The following is a 19,187-nucleotide window of genomic DNA, read 5'->3' as shown; positions in this document are numbered from 1 at the left end:
ATGAGCACCAGCAACGGTAATAAAACGCGGACTGAGCCAACATTAAATGCACCACCGCTGCTTAACAGAATGAAGTTCGACAATGTTCGGGAAGCCCCCTACGTTGCGCCACAGCAACCCCCTTTGCGTTTAACGCCGTGGTTATTACTACTGGCCGTTATACTGCTTGGCGTGGCTATTTATCAGGAAAGCCGTAATCATTTTTATCAGTCTGCATTCTGGCACTGGCTGGCTGGCCAGCTGAGCTATGAGGTGGTCCCCGGCCCCGCAGAACAAATACGCTACGCTCAGGCAGGCCCGTTTGATCAGCGCTTTGGCTACAGCAAATTGCCGGAATGGCTTGAGAGGCTACAAAAATCCGGCTTTCATATTAGCCAGCAAAGCCAGTTTTCTGACAGCTTACTGCGCTACAGCGACTATGGTTTCTATCCGCCTTATAACGAGAAAAGCCAGGCCGGGCTTATTATCAATGGCTGCAAACAAGAGCTGATGTATCAGGCACAGGCGCCTGCCATGCAGTTTGCTACTTTGCAGGAAATGGCGCCAATACTGGTAAAAAGTTTATTGTTTGTTGAAGACAGAACCCTGCTTACCCCCGAACACTCACGGGCTAATCCGGTACTGAATTTACCCCGGCTGGGGGCTGCAGTATGGTCGCAGTTGCAACGTGCCGCCGGCATTCCCGCCGCTGCAGCCGGTGGCAGTACCCTTGCTACCCAACTGGAAAAATACCGCCATAGTCCGCAAGGTTTAACCTCTGATATTGCCGATAAATTCCGTCAGCTGGTATCCGGCAGTGTCAGAGCTTATCAAGCAGGGGTCGATACCCAGCAAGCGCGGCAGCGTATAGTGCTCGACTACATTAATACCGTACCGCTGGCAGCAACTGCTGGTTATGGCGAAGTGCACGGCATGGGCGAAGGGCTCTATGCCTGGTTTGGCGCTAATCCGGCTCAGGTGAATCAGCTGTTACGCCAGGGAGGCCCTTATACTGATGCGCAAGGTTTAGCCCTCAAACAGGTCATGGCGTTAATTATTGCTCAGCGGCGGCCGTCTTACTATTTATTACAAGGCCGTGCCGATTTAGAGCAGCTTAGCAGCCGCTATCTTAATTTGATGCAACAACAGGGCATTGTACCTACTGAGCTTGCCGCTAAAGCCATGCAGCAAAAACTAAGCTTTAATGGCAAGGCCGCGCCGGCTGCGCTACCCGGCACAGATTTTAAAGCCACCACTATGGTTCGCAGCCGCCTGAGCCAATTATTAAATCAAAGCCTGTATCAGCTTGACCGGCTGGACTTAAGCAGCCAAACCACAATCCATAATCAGCTGCAGCGTGATATCAGCCAACACCTGCATAAGCTGAATAACTACAGCGGTGCCGAACAGGCAGGGTTGTTTGCAGATCGCTTATTATCACCCGGCCAGCAAAGCAAAGTGCGTTACAGCTTTACGCTGTACCAAAGCACTGACAATGGCAATAAAGTGCGGGTGCAAACCGACAACACCGATCAACCTTTTGATATGAATGACTCGAGCAAACTGGAGTTGGGCTCAACCGCCAAACTTCGTGTACTGGTAAGTTATTTACAGATCGTGGCAGAACTGCACCGGCTTTACGCCGAAGAAAGCGCCGAAACGTTACGCTTTCTTGAGTTAGCGCCGCAAGATAACCTCACCAGCTGGGCAGTAAGTTATTTAAGCGAATATCCCGGAGTCAGCCTGGACACTATGTTACAGGCAGCTTTGCAACGACAATACAGTGCTAACCCGAAAGAAAGTTTTTATACCGGTGGGGGCCTGCATACTTTTAGTAATTTTCGTAAAGAAGAAGACCGGTTAACCCCAACTATCGCCGAAGCCCTGCAGCAATCAATTAACCTGCCTTTTGTGCGTTTACTGCAAGATATGGTGAACTACAGTATTTACCATGGCGAAAACAGCAGTTACCAACTGCTGGCCGACGATGATAATCCGCGCCGTGAACAATATCTGCGCCGGTTTGCCGACCGCGAAGGCACCACCTTTTTGCGCCGGTTCTGGCAAAAATATAAAGACAGTAATGCCGAACAACGTTTGCAACTATATATTGCCAGCAGCAGGCAAACTCCGGAACGGCTGGCAGTGGCCTACTTATATATTAACCCAAACAGCACGCTGGCACAGTTCAACGAGTTAATGCAGCAACAATTTGGTTCCAGTGGCAAAGACAGTTGGCCAAAACTGTATGACAAATATCAGCCTGATGCTTTTAATTTACCGGACCGGGCATATTTATCCAGAAGCCACCCGCTGGAGTTATGGCTGCTGGCTTATCTGCAACAAACACCCGAAGCCAGCTTGCAAGATGCTATTGCCGATAGCAGCGCTAAACGGCAGGAAGTCTATCAGTGGCTGTTTAAAACCCGTTTTCGCAGCGCACGGGATAATCGCATCCGTAATATGCTGGAAATTGAAGCCTTTTGGGATTTACATCAGCGCTGGCAACGCCTGGGTTACCCGTTTGACTATCTGGTGCCGTCACTGGCAACAGCGCTGGGCAGCTCCGGTGACAGGCCCGCCGCACTGGCAGAACTAATAGGTATTATTATTAACAACGGCAGACGAGTACCCACTATCCGGATAGACAAGCTGGCATTTGCCACCGACACGCCGTATCAGACTCATTTCGAGCGCCCACTGCCACAAGCCCAGCAAGTAATGGAGCCAGAAGTTGCCGCAGCGGTAAGAACCGTGTTGCAGCAAGTAACAACCGACGGCACAGCCCGGCGCTTGCAACCAGCCTATGCCAGTTCTCAGCTGGCAATAGGCGGAAAAACCGGCACTGGCGATAACCGGCTGGTACAGCTAAATGCCAGAGGTCAGCATGTCAGCTCAAAAGCGTTAAACCGCACTGCCACTTTTGCGTTTTATCTGGGATATCAGCATTTTGGTGTATTAACTGCTTATGTGCCTGATGCTGACGCTGAACAGTTTCGTTTTACTTCAGCCTTACCTCTACAGGTAATGAACAGCATGGCACCTATACTGGTGCCTTATCTGAGCGAGAGTGGTTGGTGCAATTAGCCGGTAACAACCTGATTACGACCAAGATGTTTAGCCTGGTACAACGCCATATCTGCGCGATGTAACCAGGCTTCCCAATCTTCGCCCGGCTGTAACTGGGCCACACCAATAGACGTCGTCAGATGCGAGCCATCTGGCAGCATCATGCGCTTCTCTACACCAGCCCGCAGCTTCTCTGCCAGTTTATTCAGATCTGTCGGCCTGGTATCAGCCACCAGTACAACAAATTCTTCACCACCGAACCGGAATACCTGATCATGTGAACGCAACATCGACTTCAACACAGGGACCAATTCAATCAGCTTTTGATCGCCCACTTTATGGCCGTGGTTATCATTAATTTGTTTGAAATGATCTAAGTCGAGTAATATAAGCCCGTACTGCCGGGCACTTTTAGTAAACTCATAAATGGCAACCGCCAATTGATCATTTAACGTACGCCGGTTTGACGCCCCCGTTAAACTGTCTGTTGTAGCCAATCGCTTTAATTCCTGGCGCTGCACCTGAGCCCGGTAAGCAAAAATAAAAGCAAATACACTGGAAATAGTTGTTGTTACCATAAAAGAGGTCATCTGAAACTGACTGTCAAAAACACTGCCCGGGCGCCAAAATGCATAGCCCAGCAGCACCAGTAACATAGTAACCAACAACACAAAAGCTTTAAGCGGAGACACCAGGAAGAATATAAATACTAAAAACGGATATACCCAAAACAGGCCATCTACGCCTAAATTAATACATACCAGCACAGCGCCAATACAAAATACCACCGCCATAAACAGGCCAGGCTTTACTGTATCACCGCTGCGCCAGGCCATGCGGGTGGCAATAATAGAGCAAGCGACCATCAATAAATCTGCAATGCCGACAACAATATTACCGGTATACAAACGGTACAGGCCATAAGGTGTGACACACAGCACTATCATAGCCCCGACCAGAGTTAACATAGCCAGATAAAAATCGTTTTTTAAACGCTCCAACACCGCTTGTATCCCCGCCCGAGCTGAGTTATTTTTTATTAATATAGAAGCATCGTAGCTTAATCACTAACCAGAAAGCAAAATCACATAACGGGACTACTGTTGGGCTGGCGAAGCAGTGCTGCGCTTAACTGATTAAAGTGATTAAAACTCCAGTCTGCCTGGGTGGCAAAGTGCTGGTTGTGCTGATTCAGATACAAGCAAGAAGCCATACCAGCATTAGCGGCAGTTTGAATGTCAAAAATATAATCGCCGACATAAATCATTTGTTGTACAGGCAGCTGCAGCTGTGCAGCAAATTGCAGTAACCCGGCCGGATCCGGTTTTGCCGCACAATCTTCCCTTGTTAACACGCGTTGAATAGGGATCTGCAACCGCTCTATCGTTAATTGTGTTGCTGCACGCATATTACGTGTCAGCAGTGCCAGCGGTATATCAGCCTTTATCAGCGCCTGTAAGCACTCTTCAGCGCCAGGCATCCAGCAAGCTTGTCTGGCACCATGTAATTCATGCTGACAAATAATCTGCTCGATTCTGTCGCGTTCAGCTAAGTCTGTCACCCCGGCCAGAGTTTCCAGCAAAGGTGTACCATGCGGCCAGCCGATATCGTCACACATGGCGGCAAAATCTAATGCCGAGTCGACAAGTGTGCCGTCAAGGTCAAACACCACTGCTTTTATATGCTGTAACTGCAAGCCAAAGCTCCTTATCCTTTATTAGTCATTTTGGTCAAAAGTTAGTGAAATTCGTATTTTCACCAGTAGCAAACAAAATTATCTATTTGTTTTTAAACAAATTAAATCTGGCATGCTTTCTGCCTGAACTATCATATCATTACATTATAAGGAAGAAAAAATGAGTATTCTGAGATTACTGTTTAATATACTGTGGTTTGTACTGGGTGGTTTTGTCATGGGGCTATTATGGTGGCTGGCAGGCTTACTGTGTTTTATTAGTATTATTGGTATACCCTTTGGCCGCAGCTGCTTTGTTATTGGCGAAATGGCATTCTGGCCCTTTGGTCAGGATGCCGTAAACCGGCGCTATATTAACCGCTATGACGATATCGGCACCGGAGCCATGGGCACGCTGGGCAATATTATCTGGTTTTTGCTTTTTGGTATCTGGCTGGCTATTGGTCATCTTGGTCACGCGCTGGTATGCTTTATAAGTATTATCGGCATACCTTTTGGCTTACAGCATTTAAAGCTGGCAATGCTGTCGCTGGCGCCTATTGGTAAAACGGTGGTAGCGCGCCAGGCCATCTGATGTTAAAACGCTGATACCTGTAACAACAAATAGGCATAACTTATGGCAAAGCAGCACTATCAGCGCATCTGGCAAACGGTAAAGCAAATTCCTGCCGGAAAAGTAGCCAGCTATGGCCAGATAGCTGATCTGGCAGGCCTGCCCGGCCGCGCCAGGTTGGTAGGTAAAGCACTGGGATATGCCCCAGCCGAACTCGCAGTACCCTGGTACAGAGTACTGCGCAGTGATCGCAGCCTGGCTTTTCCGCAAGGCTCAGCAACCGCTGAAGAGCAGCGCCAGCATTTGCTGGCAGAAGGGGTACTGATCAAACAAAACCGGGTAAGCAAGAAAGATATATGGCAGCCCGAACTGGCAGAATTACTATTTAACCTGCAGTACTAAACCCGGTTCAGCCGTTTCTTTGAACGCAGCAAGGCTTCCTGCTCAAACTCTTCCATATACTCAGCTAAATCGCCTTTCCATTTTTCATCCGCTTCATCTACTGCTTCTTTAACTAAACCAACTTCAAGTTTATCACGTTGCACCAGCAGTTTATGTGCCCGGCTATGCATTTCCAACTCAACCTCAGCCTGGATCTGACTGATTGATCGCAGCAGCCCAAGTTTTCGATACGCAAATAAAGCCAACAAGTTAATAATAATTATTATGGCGGCGTAAATTACAGTCATAAAACCGCCTCATATCTCGTGTTTCGTCGCTGTAATTTAAGCTCAGATAACCAAGCTGCGATAATAACAGGCACTAGAGCAATGTTAAGTAAAGGGATTGCATACTGATAAATATACTGAAGAAACTCTGTATTAAACACGAATCGGTCAATAAAGCGGCCTGTTTGCAAAGTAGCAAATACAACAAACAACATACCTACCAGCTTAGCTATGAAGCCTACGTTTTGCGCAAGCAGCTTGTGGAACTTAAATAACAAGAAAACAGCTAACATATCAATCAAAGCAAAGCTTGCATACCAAGCAAACTTTGCACTTAAATCAGGCTGGCTCGCGTATTGGTATAACATAGGAGACAAAGACGTCATGGCACCGTTAGCAACAGTAAGTACAATTAAAGTAATAACAAAAGATGAAACCTTCCGCTCAACTGCCATTGCTAAAACTAAAACAAAGAAGTACGAGACAAAAATCACTTTATCCAGAGAAAACAATAAACTGTCAATGTAAGACCAACTCATGCAAGCCCCTTGCTGCTAAAGTTTTGGCGGTTCAATTCCGGCGCCGTTGCCCAAAGTAGAATAACTGCTGTCGATTACTGCCGTTTTGGGTGGCTCAATACCGGCACCATTACCTGGAACTGCTGATGTTGTCTTCGGCGGCTCAATACCTGCACCATTACCCAGTGTTGTTACTGAATCTTTCGCCAGCAATGCTCTTGCTTGCTCACTAATTTTTACTGAATCGGTTGTTCTTACAGCAGGAGACGCCGCAGCCTGAGCCTCTTGTTGTTTTAGCGCAGCGGTGGCTGCTTTTTCCTGAGTATATAACTGCAACTGGGCGGTGTTATTATTGCTGATATTATTTACTGACATGCTTTACCTCTTGTATTGAGTTCTGTCTCAGCCTCATACTAAGGTCCATAGCAAAATAACTCCAGCAAATTTACAGCCATTTATTTGACAAAAAAGTGATATTTACGCCAAAGATGTAACCTTGCTTAGTTGTCTGGCTGATATAAGGATAAAAGTGAATTACCTTGCCCATGCTGTATTAGCAAAACCCAACCTTTATTCACTTACCGGGAACTTGCTTGGCGATTTTTGTAAAGGTATCCGATTGGACACTTTGCACCCCGATATCCTGGCAGGTTTACTTAATCATCGGGCTACAGACAGCTATACAGATCAGCACCCCGAAGTCAGGCAGCTAAAAGCATTATTCTCTCCCGGCCGCCGCCGGTTTGCCGGGATAGCACTGGATGTATTATTTGATCACTTTCTTATCAAACACTGGCAGCAGTTTTACAGCACCAGTTTTGCTGATTACAAACAGCAGCTATACGCAGATTTAACCGCAGCAGAACCCCTGATGCCGGTAGCTATGGCAAACACTATGCGTAGTGTACGCACACATGACTGGCTCAGTAGCTACCAGCAACTGCCGCAGTTAGCTAAGGCTTTAGACCGTATTGCCAACCGGATAAGGTTTACACATCAATTCGCCGGCATAATTGATGAAATTCAGCCACAATATGCGGTGCTGGAACAAGGCTTTTTAAGGTTTTATCCACAATTGCAGCGGCATATAAAGCAGCTGTCGCTTGAAACCTGAGCAGTAACGCCCTGCCGCAACCGGCTCCGGCGTTATTGCAGCAGATTTATCCCGGCATTAGTTGCGTTAAAAGCCTGCTATTGGCTAGACTAGCGCCCTGTTCGTTTTGATAGCCTTGAATACAGGAGCGCAATAATGGGCGCACAATGGAAAGCCAAACATAAAATGGATGCTGCCAACGCCAAAGGCCGCATTTTTACCAAACTGGCAAAAGAGATTGCAGTTGCTGCACGTAATGGTGCCGATCCGGATATGAACGCCAAATTACGTTCTGCCATTGAAGCCGCAAAAAAAGCATCGATGCCAAAAGATACACTGGAACGTGCAATCAAAAAGGGTGCCGGCCTGCTTGATGGCCCGGCAAACTATGAAACTGTTGTTTACGAAGGCTTTGCACCGCATCAGGTGCCGGTTATTGTTGAGTGTTTAACTGATAATAAAAACCGTAGCGCCATGAGTATCCGACAGTTATTCCGCAAAGGCCAACTGGCTACTTCCGGTGCAATATCCTGGGATTTTAAGCATTTAGGCCAGATTGAAGCTGAACCTGCCAATGCAGATGCCGATGCTGAACTGGCAGCGATAGAAGCCGGTGCACAGGATTTTGAAACCGGTGACGATAACGAAGTAGTGTTTTTAACGGAAGCCACCGATTTAGATCTGGTAGCCAAAGCTCTGCCGGAGTTTGGCTTTAATGTACTGACCGCTAAACTGGTATACCGTGCTAATAACCCGGTAACCTTAGACGATGCGCAGCGCGCTGAAGTAGAAGCCTTTTTAGATGCCATTGATGCTGATGATGACGTACAAAACGTTTATGTTGGCTTAGCCGGCTAATTTACGTTCTGCATTATCTGCGCCACCAACACAGCCATCCTGCCGGGTGGCTGTGTTGTTTTTACTACAGGCTTAACCAAACAATAAACGCCAGATACTGACTTTGCGCTGCTGATGATATTCTTTGCGTAAGGCGTCTACCTTCTGCAAATGCAATTTTGCCTGGGAAATATCATCCTCTGTAGCCGCTTGCCGGGCTAACTGAAGCTCAGTCAACACCAGCTGTAACCCATGTTTAAACTGTTCTGCTTTTTCCGGTTCAAAATCTGCACGGGCTGACTGCTGTGTCAGGCTGATCAACTCATCCAGCAGCGGTAACAACTGGCCGGCACTTTGTGCGTCATATGCCTGTTTATACTGAAAAGCCATATTTTTCATGGTTTTTTCAAGATCAACCGACGCTGTCACCGATACAGAGTAAAGCAAGCAGCACAGGCTGAAATAAAAGACGCGCATAACAACACCTCAAAATACAACACGGCGGCCATTGTAGCGCAAAAGCGCCGGGCAAGCATATCACAGTACCGCCCGGCTTAAATGGTAACAGGCTCAGTAGCGACTAAAGAAGTCTTCTACCTGTGCCATGGCATCATCCCTGTCCAGTCCATAACGCTCCTGAATAATATCGGCCAGCTCATCAAAGTTACCTTTGGTTTGCTCCAACTCATCATAGCTAACCTTATCCCATTGTAATTTTGCTCTGGCGCGCATTTCGCCCCAGTTGCCTTCATAGTATTTGTAGCCCATGCGATTACTCCTTTGTTTCTAAGTAACGCGCTAAAGCCGGTGCCGTTTGCTCAGCGTTACAGCCCGGCCACCTGACAAGCAATCTGCCTCGCAACAATATGTTTGTCTCGCTGCCGCCTGTCGGGCTAAGTGTAGCTGTTGCATGAACCAGGCGTGAAAATTATCCTACTGGTCTGACAGCACTTGTCGTTACCGGTTAAACCTGTTGAGATAGCTACGGCAACCTGGATCACAATAAGAGATAACAATAATGAAGCAAACTCTCACGCTTTTAGCCTTATTTTGTGGCGCTACTCTGTTAAGTGGCTGTGCTGCAACAGGCAATAACGGCGCGGCTTTACAAGCCAGCACCGCACAACAACTGGCACAGCAGTACATTATCATCGACACCCACATTGACGTACCTTACCGGCTGCATAAAGACTGGGAAGACGTTACTGTAGCCACGCAACGCGGTGAATTTGATTACCCGCGAGCACAAGCTGGCGGCTTGAATGCACCCTTTATGTCTATTTACATTCCGGCGTCTTACGAGCGTAGTGGCGGCGGTTATCAGTTGGCAAACCAGCTGATTGACAGCATGGAAGCGCTGGCAGGCCGCGCGCCGGATAAATTCGCCATGGCATATAGCACAACCGATGTACTTGAACAGTTTGGCAGTGGCAAAGTATCACTGGCGTTGGGCATGGAAAACGGCACGCCGATAAATGGCAAGCTGGAAAACCTGCAGCATTTTTATCAGCGCGGCATCCGTTATATTACGCTATCGCATTCTGAGAGCAACCACATTGCCGACTCCAGCTACGATTTACGCCGCCGCTGGAATGGCTTAAGCCCGTTTGGTAAAGAGCTGGTGGTGGCGATGAACAATATCGGCATGATGATTGATATTTCGCATGTATCAGATGACGCCTTTTATCAGGCCGTTGAGATCAGCAAGGTGCCGGTTATTGCCTCACACTCGTCGCTGCGCAGTTACACCCCGGGGTTTGAACGCAACATGGATGACAACATGCTTAAAGCACTGGCGAAAAATGGCGGCGTAGTACAAATTAACTTTGGTTCGTCTTTTGTTACCATGATGGCTAACCAGTACGGCGCTCTGCGTAAAGCTGCTGCAAAACAGGCCGGCGTGGCCGACGATGACGCTTTTGAGCTGGAGTTTCGCAAAAAGCACCCTTACCCGTTTGCAACCTTAGATACCGTACTGGACCATATTGATCATGTGGTAAAGCTGGTAGGTATTGATTATGTCGGCATTGGCTCTGACTACGACGGCGTAGGTGATTCGCTGCCGGTAGGGCTAAAAGATGTGGCCAGCTATCCGAATTTAATCCATGGCCTGCTGCAGCGTGGTTATAGCGAAGCCGATATCGGAAAAATTCTGTCGGGTAATTTTCTGCGCGTCTGGCGCGAGGTGGAACAATACGCCGCGCAACAGCAAGCCGGATAAACACCGGTAATGCGCGGTACAAGCCGCGCCTTACCGGCCCCGCCTAAACCGGCATTTATGGCAGGTACATCACTGAATAAGGCCTGCCAGCAAGCCGATAACACCACCAAATACGCCTCCCCATACCACCAGCCAACCTAAATGCTGGCGGATCATCTGCTGAATAATGTCTTTTACCAAGTCAGGGGTCAGCTCGTTTAAGCGCTGCTGCACTATAGTGTCTACCTTAGCACGCATACTTTCTAACTGTTCCGGCTGGTCCAGTTGTGTCAGCACCAGTTGGTTAAATTCATCAGTTTGCGATATCTCTGCCAGCGCACTTTTCAGCTTGCCGATAAATGGCTCCTTTAACGGTAATAAGGCAGCGCTACCACCAAACATGCCCAGCATACCGCCGAATGATGACTGCTCTACTACTTTTAACAATGAATCAAATGCTGGCGACAAATCGGTTTGCGCTATAACTGGCTCAAAATCAAATGCTTTACTATGGCTTTGCTGTTGGTCTGCCAAAAAGCGCTCGATATTGTTGCGGCTAAAAAACTGTGTCATCACCAGTTGGTAAATTCCTGCTTTAAACTGCTCAAACCGGGCCGGAATGACGCCAGAGCCATACAACAATGGTACTTTCTCAAACAGCATATGCACTGCCAGCCAGTTTGTCAGGGCACCGGATAACGCAAATAAACCGATGCTGAGTAAAAGTGGTTGCTGTAAATACCAAGCTGCCAGCGTAATTGCTGCGGCAACCCCATTAGTAACTACATTTTTATTCATGCCCGCCTCCCGCTGATAAAACATAAACTTATGAGGCGCCGATTCTAATCAGCTAAGCGCAACGGGGCAAGAGCCCGCTTTAGCCGTGGGCAAAATCAGGTTATGCTGGCAGGTATAAGTGAGAGTTAGAAACTACAGATGAAATAAGAAAATACAGATGAAAATAGTTGTGGCCTCGGCAAATCCGGCAAAAATCCGTGCGGTACAGGATGCATTAACACAGGTATTTAACGGCAAAACACTGCAATGCAGCGGGCAAAGTACGGCGTCTGGCGTACCGGCCCAACCCATGAACAGCGAGGAAACCTTACAAGGAGCGCTCAACCGGCTGCAGGCAGTTGCAGCTGCCTCGCCGGGAGCAGACTATTATGTTGCCATTGAAGCAGGTTTAGACGGCGACTACAGCTTTGCCTGGGTTGTCATTGCCCACCAGGAGCGCATCAGTAAAACCCGCTCGGCCAGTTTACCCATTCCACCTGCTGCACTCATGGCATTGCAACAGGGCAAAGAGCTGGGCGATGTAATGGACCTGATGTTTGAGCAACATAATATTAAACAACAAGGTGGAGCCATTGCCATGTTAACCAACCATCTGCTGACGCGCTCAAGTGTGTATCAGCAGGCGATTATCCTGGCAATGATCCCGTTTATTCAGCCACAGCTGTTTAATCCTTAACTGTAAAACTCAGTTGTAACCTAATACTGCACAATGTGCAGTGTCAGTCTCACGGCGGCTGCTTTTAACTTCTACCGTGTCACTGCTGTCAGTCCACACTAAGCTCAGCGCCTGACGTTCTTGCTGAGTTAAATCCACCGTTTTTTGCTGACTAAAATAAAAACGCGGCTCTTGCTCATAATTTTGTTTAACTGCACTCATAGCTGACTCCTGTAGTGGGTATAAAAACAGAGTACCCACTAACTATATAAGCCTTAGCCTGAGCGCAGGCTGAACAATAGACTTTATCTGCTACAGATACGCGCGATTAAATGACTCTTTCGATTGCTGCAGATAACTACGCGCCTTTTGCGCATGATTTTCCCAGATTTGTTTATCAGCGGCATCGGTAAACGGATTTTGATTACTGCTGACTGAGCGTTCGAACCGGTCATAGTGCGTTAGCATGGCTGACGTGATCTGATTAAACTGATCTTTATAGCTTTGGGTATGATCCAGTTGCTCAGCCGTTTTCAGCACAAAACGGATGAGTTCGGTATTATTCCCTTCATCCAGATAACTCTTTGCTTTTAGCGTGATATTACCCGCCACTTCATCCATGAGTTTCTGCCGCACCAGTTCATCTTTGCTAAGTGCCCTGCTAATCGTCTCCTGCGAGCGCGCCATGCTGGCATGTTGTAAAGTGTCGCGCAATTGTTTGTCTAAGTTACGCCGAAAGCTGTCAATACTCTTTTGAATACCCAGTAATTCAGCATCCAGCGTGGCTACCTGTTGCAGCTCTTTTTCCAGTTCAGCCAGAAAACGCTCAGCATCCTGGTAAATTTTCAGACCGTTTTGCTCGGCAAATTTACGGTCAGAGCGGCTCAACCCTGCATCGCTATAGTTCGATTTATCAAAACTGGATGCCAGAAAAGACTTAAACGGCTCAGCAAAAGCCGAGTAAGCCCCTGCACTTACTACATTCAATGTGGCGGTCGCCAGATCGCCAAACGGCTTTAGCATAGAGTTTAGCCGGGCTTGCTGCAGCGGGGTTGTCACACGTTTAGCATCATTGACAATACTGCGGAAACTGGCATAAGCCATCGGATTAGACATTTTGTTACGCTCAGAGCTTGCCAGCGCCAGCGCAATACCTGAATGCAGCGCGTTGGCATATTCCAGATACTGGCGCTGTAAATCCAGTTGGGCAGCGTAGTTAACGCCCAAAGTACGGAAAGACTCAGCCTGCAAGGCAATATTTTGATCCTGACGTAATTTGTCCAGAATACCACTAACAATACGCTGCTCATTCTTCTGTAAAGCGGTTGCCAGTAAAATACGCTCTACCAGTATATCGTCAACATCCACAACACCATTTACAGCTTCAATATCCAGCCGCAGGTAACGCTTGGCGGGTTCATCAATAGATACCCGGTGTGCTTTATAGCTGACATCGCCAGCGCTATGTTCTATCAAAGCAACCGGCTGCCACAGCGCATTGAGTGATGGCATATCCGACACCAGCACATGAATACGATATGCAGTGATATTCGAATCAGGCCGTACCCATAATTCCAGCACCCCCATTTCACTAATAGCATCTTTGCTAAATAGCACGCTATTGCCCGGCTTACAACGCAGTGACAACTCTCCGGAACGCGGTACACCAAGCAAGGCCCGGCAATCGCCCAGTTGGCGCCAGCGCTCAGCATCGCTGTTTTCAAAGCCATCACTAAAAACCACAGCCGCCTGTGCCGACACACCGGGTAGCCAGGCAGCAAGCAATAACGCAATCAAATTACGCATGGAAACTCCGAAACTGGAAGCAAGCATAAAGCCACCGGATAGCGGCTTTTGGAAGTGCAGCTATTTTAACCGAATACCGTACTGCTGCAATACTGCGTTAGTTAACACGGTGCAAAATACTGTATCATCAAACTTCTGACACCCCACCCGCACCCAACAAGAGAGCCGTTTAAATGTGGCTGAATGAAGAGCAAAAGCTCGATGCTGCAATACGAACCTATAGAAAAACGCTGTTGCACTCTACTCCGCAGCATGTCGTTATTGATAATTTATTTGATAGCAACAAACTCGATGAGGTTGTCAGTGTGTTACAACAAGAGGGTTGTTGGCAAACACAGAAACACACCTACTCGGCTTTATATGTCGATAACGCAAAATGGCAGAAAACCCGAAAGAAGCAACGTTTTGTACAACGGGATCTATGGCAGCGCCCTGCTCTTAGTGCTGTAGGCGCACCTGACAATCTTGCCACGCAGTTTTTAGCATTTTTACGTAGTGATGAATTTATGTCGTGGTTATCGCGTATCTTTAAAGTGCAATTGACCGATATCAATGTGGCCAACCCCGATATTAACAGCAATTATTTTCGCTTAGGTGCAGCTGACTTTGTTAATCTGCACGCTGATGACTCCCCCGGTAGAGAAGTATGTATGTTGTTGTATTTAAATAAAGACTGGCAGCACAATAACGGTGGTGAACTGGTTTTTCTGGGAGCGGATGACAACCCCGTCAGTATAGCGCCCTTGTATAACCGCTGCGTATTGTTCAACCCTGCATCAAAGGGCTCTGAGCACTGGGTAAAAGCACTGACAAGCGAAAATACGCAGCAATATCGTTATAACGTGACCAGTTGGTATTGGTCTGAATGATGTTTTGATTTTTGTCGCAGTGACTGAAGCCACACGCCTGGAAACTATGCCCAGGCTCGTCCCTTTTCAGGGAGATATGTGGTAATAAACCTTAAGTGCTGCCTCAACATGTGCATAGCCCATGAGCATCTATTTAAATTAGCTCTAAGTCTTTGTAGACGCGTTAAAATAAAAAAAACACCCGAGCCAAAAGCTCGGGTGTTTTATTTTAATCTGGCGGGAGAGAGTCTCTCAATTGAAAACTCTAAATTTTTGTTTTCAATTAGGATTGTGAATGCATTTAAATATTAAAACCCCAAACATACCCTTAAAGCTTAACGTTTCACGGTATATTTAGCTGATTTCTCCATCACTTCACGCTGTGCTTTATTAGCTTGCTGCAGTACAGATAAAAACACTTCTTTTTTCTGGCTCTGAGTGGCATTGCGGAAAAAATCAGAAATAGAAGCGAACCCTGCATTAGGCGCCGTTCTTACATCTGCCATAGTAAATTTCTCCCGTTACTCTGCTTTTATCAGACTGTTCTTAACAAGTCTTCTTTTAACTGGCGCGCATTATAATTCCACGAAAGGTGATCATCAATGCACTTATCTACATTAATATACTCGGTACTGTTTATGTCAAGGTCTTTCATTAAAAGCGTGACGTTAACAGCATCGGAAAATTCATGCTTAATTTTATCAACTACTTGTTTAGATTCTAAAAATTGCTCGATAAACGTATCAAGCAAAATTCGCCGGCCCTCTTGCTGCTCTCTTGCCTCAACAAAGCCCCAAGACACTATCGGACTCTGAAATACGTACATTAGTTCAACTACGTGGCCATGGCGCAAAGCTCGATCCACGTTTTTCCTGGCAACTTTTAAGCTAGAAAAGGTGCCATCAAGAATAAAGCTTTGCTTATTTTTGAACACCTTATCCAAAATACGCTCAACTAACAGCGATACGGCACCCTGAAACAGATGAGAGTTACTGCCATCGTAGCCCGGCAACAAGCTTCGGTACTCGTCAGCATCTATTCGTAATGTATTATAAAACTGTGCAGCTAAAGCTTGTGAAACTTCGGTTTTACCTGCGCCGGGTGCGCCAGCCATAAAGACAGCGGTTGGTCGGTCAGCTGGAGGGTATAAAGAAGCATCAGTTAATTGCTTAGCAATACGTTCCTTATTTCTTTTGACGAATTCAAGGGCAACGTAAACTATTGCCTGCTCTGAAGCGGAGTAACTCATACCCACTCTTCCCCAAGCGCCTCAGCTTGCTGCAACACTAGCTGTACAGCGTCGTCGGCCATATCTGGCGGGTATTTGTATTTGCGCAATATGCGCTTTACCATCAGGCGCAGGCTGGCACGCACGCTTTCGCGCTTGCTCCAGTCTATACTGATGTTTTTGCGCAGGTTATCGGTTAGCTCATGGGCGATTTTCTTCAGGGTTTCATCGCCAAGCTGCAGCACTGCGGCTTCGTTGTTGGCCAGGGCGTCGTAGAACTTTATTTCATCATCATTCAGCCCCAAATCATCGCCACGCCTGGCCGCTTCACGGAATTTCTTCGCCATCTCAACCAGCTCTTCCATTACCTGAGCAGTTTCTATGCTGCGGTTCTGATAGCGGCTTACTACGTTGCTTAGAAGCTCAGAAAATTTCTTTTGCTGGATCACGTTGCTGGCAAAGCGGCTTTTAATCTCGCCTTCCAGTAAACGTTCTAACAGCTCAACCGCCAGATTACGTTCGGGCAGGTTGCGCACTTCTGCCAGAAAATCATCGTCTAACAGCCCAATATTTGGCTTTTCTAATCCCACGGCATCAAAAATATCGACCACCTGCTCCGAGACGATCGCATTGCCAATAATTTGCCGGATAGCGTGCTCTTTTTCTTCGTCACTGCGCCTTTTAACGCTAATGTCGCGCTTGGTCAGCAACACCTTAATCGCTTGCAAAAATGCCACTTCCTCGCGCACGACTTTGGCTTCATCCAATGTGCAACATAGGCTAAAAGCTTTGCTCATGGCAAGGGCGGTGTCGGCAAAACGTTTTTTGCCGTCTTTGATGCCTAAAATATGGTTTGCCGCGCCGGCCATCAGCTTATGGCTGCTGATAGCAAAGTCGCTATAGTCAAAACCATGCATCATGCTGCGCAGCACATCGAGCTTTTCTTCCAGCAGTGACCAGGCTTCATCCGCATCTACCGTGGGTTTACCACGGCCATTACTGGCGGTGTATTCCTTCAGGGCAGACTTAAGCTCATTCGCTATGCCAATGTAGTCCACCACCAGGCCGCCTTGCTTATCTTTAAACACCCGGTTCACCCGGGCGATGGCCTGCATCAGGTTATGGCCTTTCATCGGTTTATCAACATACAGCGTATGAACGCAAGGCGCGTCAAAGCCGGTTAACCACATATCCCGTACTATCACCAATTGCAGCGGATCAGCCGGGTCTTTAAAGCGCTTTTCCAGCCGCTTTTTTACTTGTTTAGGGTAAATATGCGGCCGTAGCAGCGCCTTATCGCTGGCCGAGCCGGTCATAATCACTTTAATGCCGCCCTTTTCCGGGTCGTCGTCATGCCAATGTGGCCGCAGCGAGACAATCTCGTTATATAAGTGCACACAGATCTCGCGGCTCATGGCCACTACCATGGCTTTACCCTGCTGTGCCATCCCGGGTAATAAATGGTTGCGCTCATCAAAGTGCGCTACTAAGTCTTGCGCCACTTGCTTAATACGCGGCTGCGCACCGACGATACGCTCCAGTGCCGCCCATTTGCTTTTCAGCTTATCTTGTTGGCCTTCTTCTTCATCTTCGGCCAGCTCGTCTACTTCATCATCCAACTGCGGCAACTGATCTTGCTTCAGGCTTAATTTGGCCAGCCGCGATTCGTAGTAAATGGCCACAGTAGCGCCATCTTCTTTCGCCTGTTGCATATCATAAATGTGAATATAATCACCAAACACCGCACGGGTATCGCGATCTTGACTGGATACCGGCGTGCCGGTAAAAGCGACAAAGGTAGCATTGGGCAGCGCATCGCGCAGATGCTGGGCATAGCCTACCTGATATACGTTCTGCTTTACTTGATAAGCAGCACCTGGTTCAGCAGCCAGGTTCGGTAGCGTTTTTTCTTTCAGCTTGGCCTCAAAACCATACTGGGTGCGGTGCGCTTCATCAGCAATCACTACGATGTTATGCCGGGTAGACAGCACCGGGAATTTATCTTCATCAGCACCGGGGGCAAACTTTTGGATAGTGGCAAAGATAATACCGCCCGAGGGCCGGTTGCCGAGTTTTTCGCGTAAATCTTGCCGCGTATCGGCTTGCACCGGTTGCTCACGCAGTAAATCCTGCGCCAGCGAGAATACGCCAAACAGCTGGCCGTCTAAGTCATTACGGTCGGTGATCACTACAATAGTGGGGTTTTCCATTGCTGCTTCGCGCATCACCCGTGCGGCAAAGCAGGTCATGGTAATGCTTTTACCACTGCCCTGAGTGTGCCATACCACACCGCCCTTGCCCTTCCTGTTGACCTGCACATCCTGACGCGATGCTGTTACCACCTGCCCAATAGCAGAGCGCACGGCATGGAACTGATGGTACCCGGCAATCTTTTTCACCAGGGTGCCATCGTCTTCAAACAGTATAAAGAAGCGCAGATAATCCAGCAGGTACTCTGGCGCAAATACACCGCGCAGCATGGTTTCCAGCTCGTTAAACTGCCCAAGCGGGTCCAGGTTTACACCATCAATAGTACGCCACTGCATAAAACGCTCGGCATTGGCCGACAACGAGCCCATACGAGCTTCCGAGCCATCACTTATCACCAGTATTTCGTTGTATTGAAATACATCGGGTATTTGCTCTTTGTAGGTTTGAATTTGGTCGAATGCTTTCCAGATATCAGCATTTACATCAGCTGAATTTTTCAGCTCTATCATTACCAGCGGCAGGCCATTAATAAAAAGAATAATATCCGGCCGGCGGCTGTGTTTAGGGCCCTTAAGGGTAAATTGCTTTACGGCTAAAAACTCGTTGCTGTCAGGGCTATTTTCCCAATCAATCAGCCGGACAAAGTCGCCACGGGTTTCACCGTCTTTCTGGTACTGCACCGGCACACCGCCAAGCAACAGGTTATGAAAACGCCGGTTAGCAGATAACAGCGCCGGTATGCCCAGCTCTTTTAGCTGAGTAACAGCATCATCACGGGCAACCCGGGGAATATGCGGGTTTAGCCGGGCAATAGCGGCTTTTAACCGTTCAAGCAGCAGCGGCTGCACATAGTCAGCACGCTCAGCAAAAGGGCCATCGGGGGCAATGTCATAGCCATTAACGGGCGTGTAGCCAATTTCCGCTAACCACCCAAGCACTTCCAGCTCTAACTGGTCTTCTGTCATGCATCGTCCCTAAATCAGCCAACCTGCTGCAACTTATGTTTGATACCTTGTTGCAGGTTTAAA

General features: G+C 47.8%; 21 protein-coding genes. 8 read left to right on the top strand and 13 right to left on the bottom strand.

The genetic code is table 11. The features are described from left to right. Window positions 1–3,066, top strand: a complete 3,066-nt coding sequence (locus tag J3B89_RS08360) for a transglycosylase domain-containing protein (protein ID WP_215397091.1) — start codon at window positions 1–3, stop codon at window positions 3,064–3,066. Here the strand turns inward: J3B89_RS08360 and J3B89_RS08355 are convergent. Beyond that, window positions 3,063–4,052 carry a GGDEF domain-containing protein gene (locus J3B89_RS08355; protein WP_215397090.1) on the bottom strand — a complete coding sequence of 330 codons (990 nt, stop codon included), beginning with the start codon at window positions 4,050–4,052 and terminating at the stop codon, window positions 3,063–3,065. The genes J3B89_RS08360 and J3B89_RS08355 overlap by 4 nt on opposite strands. Window positions 4,053–4,132: 80 nt before the next feature. Continuing rightward, the gene (locus tag J3B89_RS08350; protein ID WP_215397089.1) at window positions 4,133–4,744 is read right to left on the bottom strand and encodes an HAD family hydrolase; all 612 of its coding nucleotides are present in this window, start codon (window positions 4,742–4,744) and stop codon (window positions 4,133–4,135) included. Window positions 4,745–4,904: 160 nt separating this feature from the next. On the opposite strand from J3B89_RS08350, the gene J3B89_RS08345 reads away from it, so the two are divergent. Together J3B89_RS08345 and J3B89_RS08340 are read left to right on the top strand one after the other, a co-directional pair. Further along, complete coding sequence (locus J3B89_RS08345) at window positions 4,905–5,318, top strand: YccF domain-containing protein (RefSeq protein ID WP_215397088.1); 414 nt, start codon at window positions 4,905–4,907, stop codon at window positions 5,316–5,318. Between the two features lie 42 nt (window positions 5,319–5,360). After that, window positions 5,361–5,699 (top strand): MGMT family protein, encoded by a 339-nt coding sequence (locus J3B89_RS08340; protein ID WP_215397087.1) that lies wholly within the window; start codon window positions 5,361–5,363, stop codon window positions 5,697–5,699. Here J3B89_RS08340 and J3B89_RS08335 read toward each other — a convergent pair. Genes J3B89_RS08335 through J3B89_RS08325 form a run of 3 tightly spaced genes read right to left on the bottom strand, consistent with a single transcriptional unit; the run spans window position 5,696 to window position 6,858 of the window. After that, window positions 5,696–5,986 carry a hypothetical protein gene (locus J3B89_RS08335; RefSeq protein ID WP_215397086.1) on the bottom strand — a complete coding sequence of 97 codons (291 nt, stop codon included), beginning with the start codon at window positions 5,984–5,986 and terminating at the stop codon, window positions 5,696–5,698. The genes J3B89_RS08340 and J3B89_RS08335 overlap by 4 nt on opposite strands. Further along, window positions 5,983–6,504 carry a hypothetical protein gene (locus tag J3B89_RS08330; RefSeq protein WP_215397085.1) on the bottom strand — a complete coding sequence of 174 codons (522 nt, stop codon included), beginning with the start codon at window positions 6,502–6,504 and terminating at the stop codon, window positions 5,983–5,985. The genes J3B89_RS08335 and J3B89_RS08330 overlap by 4 nt, the downstream gene beginning before the upstream one ends. A 15-nt stretch (window positions 6,505–6,519) precedes the next feature. After that, window positions 6,520–6,858 carry a hypothetical protein gene (locus tag J3B89_RS08325; protein ID WP_215397084.1) on the bottom strand — a complete coding sequence of 113 codons (339 nt, stop codon included), beginning with the start codon at window positions 6,856–6,858 and terminating at the stop codon, window positions 6,520–6,522. A gap of 154 nt (window positions 6,859–7,012) precedes the next feature. On the opposite strand from J3B89_RS08325, the gene J3B89_RS08320 reads away from it, so the two are divergent. Further along, entirely contained in the window at window positions 7,013–7,597 is a 585-nt protein-coding gene (locus J3B89_RS08320) for an acyl carrier protein phosphodiesterase (RefSeq protein WP_433915365.1), read from the top strand. A 135-nt stretch (window positions 7,598–7,732) separates the two neighbouring features. After that, on the top strand, window positions 7,733–8,434 hold the full coding sequence (locus J3B89_RS08315; RefSeq protein ID WP_215397082.1) for a YebC/PmpR family DNA-binding transcriptional regulator: 702 nt from the start codon (window positions 7,733–7,735) through the stop codon (window positions 8,432–8,434). Between the two features lie 72 nt (window positions 8,435–8,506). Here the strand turns inward: J3B89_RS08315 and J3B89_RS08310 are convergent, their stop codons facing one another. Both J3B89_RS08310 and J3B89_RS08305 read right to left on the bottom strand, forming a co-directional pair. Beyond that, complete coding sequence (locus tag J3B89_RS08310) at window positions 8,507–8,890, bottom strand: cytochrome b562 (protein WP_215397081.1); 384 nt, start codon at window positions 8,888–8,890, stop codon at window positions 8,507–8,509. A gap of 93 nt (window positions 8,891–8,983) precedes the next feature. After that, window positions 8,984–9,181: a CsbD family protein gene (locus tag J3B89_RS08305; RefSeq protein ID WP_092794992.1), complete on the bottom strand. Its 198-nt coding sequence runs from the start codon at window positions 9,179–9,181 to the stop codon at window positions 8,984–8,986. Window positions 9,182–9,431: 250 nt separating this feature from the next. On the opposite strand from J3B89_RS08305, the gene J3B89_RS08300 reads away from it, so the two are divergent. Next, the gene (locus J3B89_RS08300) at window positions 9,432–10,634 is read left to right on the top strand and encodes a dipeptidase (protein ID WP_215397080.1); all 1,203 of its coding nucleotides are present in this window, start codon (window positions 9,432–9,434) and stop codon (window positions 10,632–10,634) included. A 69-nt stretch (window positions 10,635–10,703) separates the two neighbouring features. Here J3B89_RS08300 and J3B89_RS08295 read toward each other — a convergent pair whose 3' ends face one another. After that, on the bottom strand, window positions 10,704–11,411 hold the full coding sequence (locus tag J3B89_RS08295) for a DUF445 domain-containing protein (RefSeq protein ID WP_215397079.1): 708 nt from the start codon (window positions 11,409–11,411) through the stop codon (window positions 10,704–10,706). Between the two features lie 157 nt (window positions 11,412–11,568). On the opposite strand from J3B89_RS08295, the gene yjjX reads away from it, so the two are divergent. Further along, window positions 11,569–12,087, top strand: a complete 519-nt coding sequence (yjjX, locus tag J3B89_RS08290) for an inosine/xanthosine triphosphatase (protein WP_215397078.1) — start codon at window positions 11,569–11,571, stop codon at window positions 12,085–12,087. A 9-nt stretch (window positions 12,088–12,096) separates the two neighbouring features. Here yjjX and J3B89_RS08285 read toward each other — a convergent pair whose 3' ends face one another. Further along, complete coding sequence (locus tag J3B89_RS08285; protein ID WP_215397077.1) at window positions 12,097–12,288, bottom strand: hypothetical protein; 192 nt, start codon at window positions 12,286–12,288, stop codon at window positions 12,097–12,099. A 90-nt stretch (window positions 12,289–12,378) separates the two neighbouring features. Further along, window positions 12,379–13,872 carry a BAR domain-like protein A BdpA gene (gene bdpA, locus J3B89_RS08280; protein WP_215397076.1) on the bottom strand — a complete coding sequence of 498 codons (1,494 nt, stop codon included), beginning with the start codon at window positions 13,870–13,872 and terminating at the stop codon, window positions 12,379–12,381. 173 nt (window positions 13,873–14,045) lie between these two features. On the opposite strand from bdpA, the gene J3B89_RS08275 reads away from it, so the two are divergent. Continuing rightward, on the top strand, window positions 14,046–14,741 hold the full coding sequence (locus tag J3B89_RS08275) for a 2OG-Fe(II) oxygenase (protein ID WP_215397075.1): 696 nt from the start codon (window positions 14,046–14,048) through the stop codon (window positions 14,739–14,741). 314 nt (window positions 14,742–15,055) lie between these two features. On the opposite strand, the gene J3B89_RS08270 is transcribed toward J3B89_RS08275, so the two are convergent. The 3 genes from J3B89_RS08270 to J3B89_RS08260 are packed head-to-tail and all read right to left on the bottom strand — an operon-like array spanning window position 15,056 to window position 19,124. Next, on the bottom strand, window positions 15,056–15,226 hold the full coding sequence (locus tag J3B89_RS08270; RefSeq protein WP_215397074.1) for a hypothetical protein: 171 nt from the start codon (window positions 15,224–15,226) through the stop codon (window positions 15,056–15,058). A gap of 29 nt (window positions 15,227–15,255) precedes the next feature. After that, window positions 15,256–15,969 carry a zeta toxin family protein gene (locus tag J3B89_RS08265; RefSeq protein ID WP_215397073.1) on the bottom strand — a complete coding sequence of 238 codons (714 nt, stop codon included), beginning with the start codon at window positions 15,967–15,969 and terminating at the stop codon, window positions 15,256–15,258. Then, window positions 15,966–19,124 carry a type I restriction endonuclease subunit R gene (locus tag J3B89_RS08260; protein WP_215397072.1) on the bottom strand — a complete coding sequence of 1,053 codons (3,159 nt, stop codon included), beginning with the start codon at window positions 19,122–19,124 and terminating at the stop codon, window positions 15,966–15,968. Before J3B89_RS08260 ends, J3B89_RS08265 begins: the two co-directional genes overlap by 4 nt. Between the last annotated feature and the right edge of the window lie 63 nt (window positions 19,125–19,187).

It is taken from the genome of Rheinheimera oceanensis, assembly GCF_018831085.1.
Classification (GTDB): domain Bacteria; phylum Pseudomonadota; class Gammaproteobacteria; order Enterobacterales; family Alteromonadaceae; genus Alishewanella; species Alishewanella oceanensis.
Note: the sequence above shows the minus strand (reverse complement) of the source record. Positions and strands in the feature narration are given on the sequence as shown.

What these genes read in the sequence shown, in the direction of transcription:
- J3B89_RS08270 (WP_215397074.1), bottom strand. Translation starts at nt 15,226, where the DNA reads ATGGCAGATGTAAGAACGGCGCCTAATGCAGGGTTCGCTTCTATTTCT.
- J3B89_RS08340 (WP_215397087.1), top strand. Translation starts at nt 5,361, where the DNA reads ATGGCAAAGCAGCACTATCAGCGCATCTGGCAAACGGTAAAGCAAATT.
- bdpA (WP_215397076.1), bottom strand. Translation starts at nt 13,872, where the DNA reads ATGCGTAATTTGATTGCGTTATTGCTTGCTGCCTGGCTACCCGGTGTG.
- J3B89_RS08295 (WP_215397079.1), bottom strand. Translation starts at nt 11,411, where the DNA reads ATGAATAAAAATGTAGTTACTAATGGGGTTGCCGCAGCAATTACGCTG.
- J3B89_RS08300 (WP_215397080.1), top strand. Translation starts at nt 9,432, where the DNA reads ATGAAGCAAACTCTCACGCTTTTAGCCTTATTTTGTGGCGCTACTCTG.
- J3B89_RS08325 (WP_215397084.1), bottom strand. Translation starts at nt 6,858, where the DNA reads ATGTCAGTAAATAATATCAGCAATAATAACACCGCCCAGTTGCAGTTA.
- J3B89_RS08265 (WP_215397073.1), bottom strand. Translation starts at nt 15,969, where the DNA reads ATGAGTTACTCCGCTTCAGAGCAGGCAATAGTTTACGTTGCCCTTGAA.
- yjjX (WP_215397078.1), top strand. Translation starts at nt 11,569, where the DNA reads ATGAAAATAGTTGTGGCCTCGGCAAATCCGGCAAAAATCCGTGCGGTA.
- J3B89_RS08360 (WP_215397091.1), top strand. Translation starts at nt 1, where the DNA reads ATGAGCACCAGCAACGGTAATAAAACGCGGACTGAGCCAACATTAAAT.
- J3B89_RS08275 (WP_215397075.1), top strand. Translation starts at nt 14,046, where the DNA reads ATGTGGCTGAATGAAGAGCAAAAGCTCGATGCTGCAATACGAACCTAT.
- J3B89_RS08315 (WP_215397082.1), top strand. Translation starts at nt 7,733, where the DNA reads ATGGGCGCACAATGGAAAGCCAAACATAAAATGGATGCTGCCAACGCC.
- J3B89_RS08285 (WP_215397077.1), bottom strand. Translation starts at nt 12,288, where the DNA reads ATGAGTGCAGTTAAACAAAATTATGAGCAAGAGCCGCGTTTTTATTTT.
- J3B89_RS08330 (WP_215397085.1), bottom strand. Translation starts at nt 6,504, where the DNA reads ATGAGTTGGTCTTACATTGACAGTTTATTGTTTTCTCTGGATAAAGTG.
- J3B89_RS08305 (WP_092794992.1), bottom strand. Translation starts at nt 9,181, where the DNA reads ATGGGCTACAAATACTATGAAGGCAACTGGGGCGAAATGCGCGCCAGA.
- J3B89_RS08335 (WP_215397086.1), bottom strand. Translation starts at nt 5,986, where the DNA reads ATGACTGTAATTTACGCCGCCATAATAATTATTATTAACTTGTTGGCT.
- J3B89_RS08260 (WP_215397072.1), bottom strand. Translation starts at nt 19,124, where the DNA reads ATGACAGAAGACCAGTTAGAGCTGGAAGTGCTTGGGTGGTTAGCGGAA.
- J3B89_RS08345 (WP_215397088.1), top strand. Translation starts at nt 4,905, where the DNA reads ATGAGTATTCTGAGATTACTGTTTAATATACTGTGGTTTGTACTGGGT.
- J3B89_RS08310 (WP_215397081.1), bottom strand. Translation starts at nt 8,890, where the DNA reads ATGCGCGTCTTTTATTTCAGCCTGTGCTGCTTGCTTTACTCTGTATCG.